The sequence below is a fragment of the Mesorhizobium sp. M7D.F.Ca.US.004.03.1.1 genome (genome assembly GCF_003998635.1).
In the GTDB taxonomy this organism is placed as follows: domain Bacteria; phylum Pseudomonadota; class Alphaproteobacteria; order Rhizobiales; family Rhizobiaceae; genus Mesorhizobium; species Mesorhizobium loti.
Window position 1 is genome coordinate 1 of the sequence record NZ_RZQG01000886.1, and the last position, 2,400, is coordinate 2,400.

Here is a 2,400-nt window from a genome sequence, read left to right on the forward strand (position 1 = left end):
GCCCGCAAGAAGACCATGAAGCGCAAGACGCATTTCGACCAGGTGCCGCTGAAGCCGCAGCGTGTCTACGAGGAGATGAACAAGGCGTTCGGCCGCGACGTCACCTATGTCACCACGATCGGCCTGTCGCAGATTGCCGGCGCGCAGTTCCTGCATGTCTACAAGCCGCGCAACTGGATCAACTGCGGCCAGGCCGGCCCGCTCGGCTGGACCTTGCCGGCGGCTCTCGGCGTTCGCGCCGCCGATCCGGACCGCACCATCGTGGCGCTGTCGGGCGACTATGATTTCCAGTTCATGATCGAGGAACTGGCGGTCGGCGCACAGCACAAATTGCCCTATCTGCATGTCGTGGTGAACAACGCCTATCTCGGCCTGATCCGCCAGGCGCAGCGCGGTTTTTCGATGGATTTCGAGGTCAGTCTCGCTTTCGAGAACATCAACCGCTCAGGCGATCCCGAGGCCGGCTATGGCGTCGACCACGTTGCCGTTGCCGAAGCCATGGGCTGCAAGGCGGTCAGGGTGCGCAAGCCGGAAGAGTTCGCGGGTGCCTTCAAGGAGGCGCAGCGGCTGATGAAAGAACATCAGGTGCCGGTCGTGCTCGAATTCATCCTCGAGCGCGTCACCAACATCTCCATGGGCACGGAGATCGACAAGGTGACCGAATTCGAGGACCTTGCCGAGAGCCACGAAGATGCGCCGACTTCGATCGTCATGCTGGACTAAGGCGTGCCGATATTCAGGTGAGGCCGGCCTGCAAGCGGCAGTTTCCTGCGCTTCCGGTGCTCACGTACCTGAAGTACGCTCCGCTCCGGTTCTCGCAAGCCACCGCTTTCGGCTCGGCCTGACCTGAATCTCGACACGCCTTGGGCTGGTGAACAGTAAGGAGAAAAAGAATGCCGCGTTTTTCAGCCAATCTGTCGATGCTCTTTGGCGAGCATGATTTCCTCGACCGTTTCGATGCCGCCGCCCGCGCTGGCTTCAAGGGCGTCGAATATATCGGCCCCTATGACCATGCGCCCGATGTCGTCGCGGCCCGGTTGAAGAAGAACGGCCTGACGCAGGTGCTGTTCAACCTGCCGGCGGGTGACTGGGGCAAGGGCGAGCGTGGCATTGCGGTGCTGCCGGACCGCGTGCCGGAATTCCGCCAGGGCATCGCCAAGGCGATCACCTATGCGCAGGCGCTCGGCTGCCAGCAGGTCAATTGCCTGGCCGGCATCGCGCCCGCCGGCGCCGACCGCAAGGTGCTGGAGGATGTCTTTGCCGAAAACCTCGCCTTCGCGGCGGAGAAGCTGGAGCAGGCCGGCATCAGGCTGTTGATCGAGCCGATCAACACGCGCGATATTCCGGGCTTCTTCCTCAACTACTCGGACCAAGCCCTGGCGCTGATCGACCGTGTCGGCTCAAAGAACCTGTTCCTGCAATACGACATCTATCACATGCAGATCATGGAGGGGGATCTCGCCCGTACCATCGAGGCTAACCTTGGCCGCATCGCGCATATCCAGCTTGCGGACAATCCCGGCCGTCACGAGCCGGGGACGGGCGAGATCAACTATCCCTTCCTCTACGAGCACATCGACCGCATCGGCTATTCCGGCTGGGTCGGGGCTGAGTACAAGCCGAAGGCGGGTACGGAAGCTGGGTTGGGATGGTTCCGGGAATTGGCCGGGCAGGGAAGTGCTGCGGCGTAAGCGCTAGAGGCCCCCTCATGCGGCCCTTCGGGCCACCTTCTCCCCGGTGGGGAGAAGAGACAGGCACCTCCGTTGGCGACCTCTTCTCCCCACCGGGGAGAAGGTGGCCCGAAGGGCCGGATGAGGGGGCGTTTCACACAGTCATTTGGAGAACCACAATGGAAACCATCGGCTTCATCGGCCTCGGCATCATGGGCGCGCCGATGGCGGGGCATCTGCTCGACGCCGGCTACAAGGTCATCGCCAGCAACCATCGATCGAAACCCGCCGCCGATCTCGTCGCCAAGGGTCTGAAGTCAGTTTCCGGCCATGCCGCCGTGGCCAAGGCTGCCGACATCATCATCCTGATGGTGCCCGACACGCCGCAGGTGGCCGATGTGCTGTTCGGCGAGAATGGCGTCGCGTCCGGCCTGTCGAAGGGCAAGCTGGTCATCGATATGAGCTCGATCTCGCCGATCGAGACCAAGATTTTTGCTGGGAAAATCAACGGTCTGGGCTGCGACTATCTCGACGCCCCGGTCTCGGGCGGCGAGGTTGGCGCCAAGGCGGCATCCCTCACCATCATGGTCGGCGGCGAGGAAAAACCCTTCGACCGCGCCAAACCCATCTTCGAGAAGATGGGCAAGAACATCACCCTGGTCGGGCTCAACGGCGTTGGCCAGACCACCAAGGTGGCCAACCAGATCGTTGTCGCGCTGACCATTGAAGC

Annotated in this window: 3 protein-coding genes; all 3 read left to right on the forward strand. The window is 62.5% G+C overall.

All coding sequences use genetic code 11. The features are described 5' to 3' along the window. A partial coding sequence (locus tag EN935_RS31350) for a thiamine pyrophosphate-dependent enzyme (RefSeq protein ID WP_245489098.1) occupies positions 1–723 on the forward strand: 723 nt, incomplete at its 5' end. A 170-nt stretch (positions 724–893) separates the two neighbouring features. Then, a complete protein-coding gene (gene otnI / locus EN935_RS31355) occupies positions 894–1,691 on the forward strand; it encodes a 2-oxo-tetronate isomerase (protein WP_127265612.1) in 798 nt (265 codons plus the stop codon). A gap of 158 nt (positions 1,692–1,849) precedes the next feature. Beyond that, positions 1,850–2,400: NAD(P)-dependent oxidoreductase (locus EN935_RS31365; RefSeq protein ID WP_164771503.1), on the forward strand; the 551-nt coding region annotated here is incomplete at its 3' end.